This is a genomic window from Candidatus Sororendozoicomonas aggregata (assembly GCF_031528575.1).
GTDB classification, from domain to species: Bacteria; Pseudomonadota; Gammaproteobacteria; order Pseudomonadales; family Endozoicomonadaceae; genus Endonucleibacter; species Endonucleibacter aggregata.
On the sequence record NZ_JAVLSP010000144.1, the window covers coordinates 1 to 5662 of the forward strand.

A 5662-nucleotide genomic window follows, 5' to 3' on the forward strand; every position below is an offset into this window, starting at 1 on the left:
GTTGAGTCAGTGGAGGCGCATTCTACCGATTCAGTGGTTTCTGTCAACCCGCGTTTTGACGTGGGAGAGAAAATAACCGAAGGCGTGCCGCCCAAGCTGAAGACGCATTATAGGGCGATGGTATAGTAACGCAACCACGTAGTTTTACCTATCCTATAACTTCATCAACACAGGAGACCCAAAAGCAACACTATAACAACACGACAATCTGTATAGACATTACGCTTTTTTTGATCGCCCTTTTAACCGCCAAATTGCGTTAACAGGTCCTGAACACACATACACCAGAAAAATAAGCATTAACACCCTCGGTGGATCAGTGAAGATCACTGCAAACAACAAGACAATGACCAGCATAAAGATAAAGTGCACGCGTCCTTTCAAATCAAATTTCTTGAAACTGTAATACCGTACATTGCTGAACATCAACACCCCTGCTGATGCCACAACAATAGCTGCAATCACTGCCACCCATATCGTGTCGTTACTATCAACACCATAGTCACTCAGCGACCAGACCAGGCCCGCTACAACAGCCGCTGCCGCAGGACTTGCCAACCCGGTAAAATAACGACTGTCAATCACTTCTATCTGTGCATTAAAGCGTGCCAACCGCAGCGCTCCACAAGCAGCATAAATAAATGCCACCATCCAGCCCACCTTACCCAGGCCATGCAATGCCCAACTGTACGCAACCACAGCAGGCGCAACGCCGAAAGTGACCATATCTGCCAAGCTATCAAACTGCTCACCAAACTTACTCTGGGTATTCGTCATCCTTGCAACACGACCGTCTAATCCATCAAGCAGCATCGCAATAAAGATAGCTATACAGGCCAATGAGAAAGAACCAGCCTGAGCAGCAATGACAGCATAAAAACCACAAAACAGGTTACCCGTGGTAAAGAGGTTCGGCAGCAGATAAATACCTTTTCTCCGAATGGTCTGACCGTTTTCATCAACCTCTTCTATGTGCTCATCCACAGGAAAGCGCCCTTCAACAGTTGGCGTTTCTTCTGCTGGCCTATTACTTTTATCGTGCATTACTCACCAGTTATAAAAATCAATAGATCGCTACAGTACCCTGCAAGAAACCCAGCGAAAACGCTGATATCACACCGGTAAAATACCATTGTCGCAAATCCCTGTAGCAAGATTAACAGCCCTGCTGGCTTTTTGCGCCATCAACAATGCCATCATATCCTGCAGGCAACGAATACTCAAAACTTAGCAGATGGTCTTCTTCATGGCGCAAACCAAAGCAACAAACCAGAACCTCAACGCCGTGGGCACTGTTATACCTTTGCTGATCGTGCAAGTTACTATAGGTAAAATAGCCGCCAATCCAATGCTCCATCAGAGGTGACTTTTTAAACCTTTAAAAAGATCATTCAAGCCAAGGGTTACAGATCTGCTGTATCGCCTTATACGTCCACAGGCGAGACGTTATAACCCCCTTCATATTGATTAGCATTTAAAAAAATATGCTCTATCTTTAAAAGGCGTTCGTTCTCAATTAGCCAAAGAGCGGGTCATGAATTCCCCTGTAACCATCGAAAGCCAACAGTGCCTGGCGCTCATTAAATGGGCCTCTTTATGCTGCCTGCCTGCTATCGCTCTACTGTGGGTAACCTCCAGCAACAGCACTGTCTTTTTGTGGATAAACAGCCACTTCGCTCTATGGACCGGCCCCTCCCCATGGGCTCTGCTCAGTGATATGGGTGATGGTTTTTTCTTATTCCCCCTGGGCATGATGCTACTGGTGAGAAACAACCCTGTAAAGCAACAGATTCTGGTGTTTTCGGTGATACTGGCGGCAATTTCCCTGCAAACGGCAAAATACGTCATTGACCTGAACCGCCCGGTGGTAGCCCTCCGTGATGCCGTCAACATCATTGGACCTATGCTAAGAAGCCATTCCATGCCATCAGGCCACACTGGGTCAGTTTTCCTTCTGGCAGGACTGGCCCTGCTATTGTCTGGACGAACAGTCGTCACCACTTTTTCACTACTTCTGGCCATTTGCAGTGGGCTATCACGCGTCGTTGTCGGTGCTCACTGGCCAGCAGATGTACTGGCGGGAGCCTGGTTCGGTTTAGTAAGTGCTGCCATTGGTCAACTGATCTCTCACTTTTTTGTGGCTGGCCTTTGCATTCGGGGACTCTACATTTGTTTGTGTTTCACCGCCACCGGCATACTGTTCTTTTACAGCAATGGCTTTAATCGTTATAACGGTGCACAGTTTATGCAGTACAGTTTATTTATCCTAGCACTCCTACTCACTGTAGTAGAATCCCTGTCTCTGGCCCGAACCCTCTCATCAAACAAACAACCCGCACAGGCAACGAGCCTATGAGTTGGCAAAATACGCATCCAGCTGAAAGTCAGGCAACTGACCGGAGGGGATCTGCGCTAACCGGCCTTGTAAAAAGGCACAGGGCTTTTTTTCAACGCTTTATCAAGTTTGGCTTTGTCGGCAGCAGTGGTTTTCTGGTGGATATAGGCATTTATACCCTGCTCACCTCAATTCTCAACACGCCCCATCTTTTTGCCCGCGCTGCTTCCTATTGGGTATCTGCCACCTGGAACTGGTTCTGGAACCGCCAGCTCACTTTTTCCCACGTTCCCAAAGCTAAAAAGTTGGCCCAATGGAGTAAATACCTGGGGATGTGCCTGGTCAGTTTCTTTCCCAACTGGGGCACCTACTGCCTGTTAACCACCTGTGTCCCTTTCTTTACCGACCATAAACAGCTTGCACTGATTGCAGGTGTTGGCTGTGGCATGGTGTTTAACTTCACCATTGCTTCGCTGTTTATCTTTACCCACCGCGAACAGGAAGCTGATAAGGCGCGATGATATGAAAGTCAATACCATGCGAACCATTAACCACTATGTCGGCATACCCTTATGCCTTCTGGTCAGTGCGCTGTTGAAAATAAAAGATACCCTGCTAAGGGGCAAAAGAGGCAAGGCAGGAAAAGTCAATAAGGTTCTGTTTGTTGAGCTATCTGAAATGGGCAGTGCTATTCTTGCTGACCCTGCCATGCGCTGGATCAAAAAACAGGGCTGCGAACTTCACTTTGTTATCTTTAAAAACAACGCTGCCAGCCTGGATCTCCTTAAAACCGTCCCTGCGGACAATATCTTCACACTGCGCCCTGATAACCTTTTTACACTCAGCACAGATACCCTGAAACTTATGCTTTGGTGCCGTAAAAAAGGCATTGATACAGTGATTGATCTTGAGCTGTTTTCACGGGTAACCTCACTGATCAGTATGTTGTCTGGTGCCAGCCATCCTATCGGGTTCGACAGGGTGCACGAAGAGGGTCTTTACCGGGGTAAGCATTTAACTCACCCAGTGATGTATAACCCACATCTTCATATTTCAAAAAACTTTATGGTACTGGCTCACTCCGCCATGGGCTGTGATCACCAACCCTATCAGCGTGAAACCATTTCCAGCAACGATATACAGTTAGCGCGCGCTGAGATCACTGAGACTGAAAAACAGGCTGCCATAAAAAAAATACGATCACTGGCACCTGATTACTCACCTGACAAGCAGCGCCTGGTGCTAATTAATCCCAATGCCAGCGACTTGCTGCCCCAGCGACGCTGGATGGAAGATCGCTTTGCCGAAGTGATCCGCACACTCATCAATGAATACCCGGATATACTGGTTATTATTACCGGCGCACCATCTGAAAAAGCCAGCGCTGAGCAGCTCAATAACAAGGTCAACCAGTCACGGTGCTTCAATTCGGCTGGTCTGTTTCAGTTCAGTGAGCTGGTGCCTTTATATTCCATTTCCAGTTTGATGTTATCCAATGACTCTGGCCCACCCCACTTTGCTTCCGTCACAGACCTTCCGAGCTTTGTGATTTTTGGGCCTGAAACACCCAGGCTCTACGGTGCCCTCAGCAACTCAACCCCGATTTATGCGGGTATGGCATGCTCTCCTTGTGTCAGCGCCGGCAACCACCGAAAGACCAGCTGCACCGATAACCAGTGCCTGAAAGCCATTACTTCCGATGATGTATTAAAAGTGATCCGCCCCACACTGAACAACAAGGTTATCGCAAAGGCTTCTTAATAATTATTTTGTCGTTTACTTTGTTAAGACAATCACTTTTGACCCTGACTTTCGCTAATCATTGACCTTAGGAGCCTGGCCGAGAATAGCGCCCTTAGCGAGGATTGCGAGAAATTAAGGATAAAACTTCTGTTTCTGAGGATAATAGTGGGGCTATTTGACGAAGAAGCAGGAATTTTTAGACCAATTTATCGCAACCGCAGTAGCGCAGTCTATTCTCGGTCAGGCTCCTAGTATGATCTTTCACCTTTCTGGTGATTCCCTGACATCAGAGGGGTTGTCTCTATCAGAAGCGCTGAAGCACCTAAGGAGAGAGAGTCCATGAAATTGGCTAGAAGAACCTCCATACCCCTCGCCTTACTGCTGGGCTTTTGCATAGCACTCAGTGGCTGTGACAATAACAAGGACACTAGATCATCGGCAAAATCTGCCAGTGCAACGACTTCACAAGAAAAGCGCCCACTGTCACACAATGAGCTGACGACACTACTGGAGAATAAAAAACTCAATACAACGGGTGATTTCAAAGAGTTTCTCTCCAGTGTGATAGCCAGCAAAGCAGTCAGTTCATCGCGCGGCGATGCACTGATGGCCTATGTGGATAACGGAACCATCAATGAATCCGCAGCAGCGCTGATTCCCTCTCTACTGGGGCTATGGGTGCGCCTTCACTACTATGATGATGCCGAGGCATTATTGGCCAAAATGGTAGCGATACCCTCAGCAAATACACTCGGTGTTCCATCAAACCAAAACCCTGACATCATTGCCATGGGCAAGTTAATTGAACAGATGGCATGGAAGTGGAAGCTGATCTATAAAAATATTGATAATTATGTGTTTGAAGTATCCCTCCCCGGAGATACCGTGGAGGATGTTGGCATTATAACCCATGCCGATATTGTCCCGGCTGACCCCAAAAAATGGTTACTTGATGATGGTCAACAACTGAACCCCTATAAACTCACCAAAGTGGGTGACAGGTTGTATGGTCGCGGTAGTGAAGATGACAAAAGCTCTATTGTCAGCGCCATGTATGCCATGAAAGCCATCAAAGAGAATAAACTACCATTGCATCGCGGCATTCGTCTGATGGTCAGAACAATGGAAGAAACCGCTGGTAAAGAGATTGACTATTATAAAAAGCACCGTATTTTACCGCCCTATAATATCGTGCTCGACAGCCTTCATCCTGTCGTTATCCCAGAAAATAACACGGGCAGTATTAAAGCGCTCTTCCCTGTAAGCGCTTTACCCGATGCCAAAAAGCCCGCCATCACACAGTTCACAAGCAGTCTCCCAAATCAAACTAGCGCTGAGTCAACGGCTGTCATTTTAAGTGGTAACCCAACAGACGTCGCTAAACAATTAAATACCGCAAAGCCTGGTTTTTTATCCGACACGGGGAGTGATGTCACCATTACTGTCAGCCCTGAACAGAACCAGGTCAGGGTCGTTGTGACCAGTACCTCCACACATAGCTCACAACCTGAACAAAGGGTAAACACGGTAACAGCCATGGCCGGTTTTCTGGCAGCCAGTCATCTAACCTTTGTTGATAACGAA

General features: G+C 47.3%; 6 protein-coding genes. 4 read left to right on the forward strand and 2 right to left on the reverse strand.

Features of this window, described 5'->3' with window-relative positions; genetic code table 11:
* Positions 1-219: 219 nt before the first annotated feature.
* Together pssA and V4C51_RS16840 are read right to left on the reverse strand one after the other, a co-directional pair.
* Positions 220-1044 carry a CDP-diacylglycerol--serine O-phosphatidyltransferase gene (gene pssA, locus V4C51_RS16835; protein WP_330927340.1) on the reverse strand — a complete coding sequence of 275 codons (825 nt, stop codon included), beginning with the start codon at positions 1042-1044 and terminating at the stop codon, positions 220-222.
* Positions 1045-1156: 112 nt separating this feature from the next.
* A complete protein-coding gene (locus V4C51_RS16840; RefSeq protein ID WP_330927341.1) occupies positions 1157-1357 on the reverse strand; it encodes a hypothetical protein in 201 nt (66 codons plus the stop codon).
* A gap of 177 nt (positions 1358-1534) precedes the next feature.
* Here V4C51_RS16840 and V4C51_RS16845 point away from each other — a divergent pair, with 177 nt between their 5' ends.
* The 4 genes from V4C51_RS16845 to V4C51_RS16860 form a co-directional block, all read left to right on the forward strand.
* Positions 1535-2356 (forward strand): phosphatase PAP2 family protein, encoded by an 822-nt coding sequence (locus V4C51_RS16845; RefSeq protein ID WP_330927342.1) that lies wholly within the window; start codon positions 1535-1537, stop codon positions 2354-2356.
* The gene (locus V4C51_RS16850; protein ID WP_330927343.1) at positions 2353-2856 is read left to right on the forward strand and encodes a GtrA family protein; all 504 of its coding nucleotides are present in this window, start codon (positions 2353-2355) and stop codon (positions 2854-2856) included. The genes V4C51_RS16845 and V4C51_RS16850 overlap by 4 nt, the downstream gene beginning before the upstream one ends.
* A 1-nt stretch (position 2857) precedes the next feature.
* On the forward strand, positions 2858-4096 hold the full coding sequence (locus V4C51_RS16855; protein WP_330927344.1) for a glycosyltransferase family 9 protein: 1239 nt from the start codon (positions 2858-2860) through the stop codon (positions 4094-4096).
* A gap of 321 nt (positions 4097-4417) precedes the next feature.
* A partial coding sequence (locus tag V4C51_RS16860; RefSeq protein WP_330927345.1) for a M20/M25/M40 family metallo-hydrolase occupies positions 4418-5662 on the forward strand: 1245 nt, incomplete at its 3' end.

Excerpts from the sequence above, each read along its gene's own strand:
- pssA (WP_330927340.1), bottom strand. The coding sequence starts at position 1,044 with ATGCACGATAAAAGTAATAGGCCAGCAGAAGAAACGCCAACTGTTGAA.
- V4C51_RS16840 (WP_330927341.1), bottom strand. The coding sequence starts at position 1,357 with ATGGAGCATTGGATTGGCGGCTATTTTACCTATAGTAACTTGCACGAT.
- V4C51_RS16845 (WP_330927342.1), top strand. The coding sequence starts at position 1,535 with ATGAATTCCCCTGTAACCATCGAAAGCCAACAGTGCCTGGCGCTCATT.
- V4C51_RS16850 (WP_330927343.1), top strand. The coding sequence starts at position 2,353 with ATGAGTTGGCAAAATACGCATCCAGCTGAAAGTCAGGCAACTGACCGG.
- V4C51_RS16855 (WP_330927344.1), top strand. The coding sequence starts at position 2,858 with ATGAAAGTCAATACCATGCGAACCATTAACCACTATGTCGGCATACCC.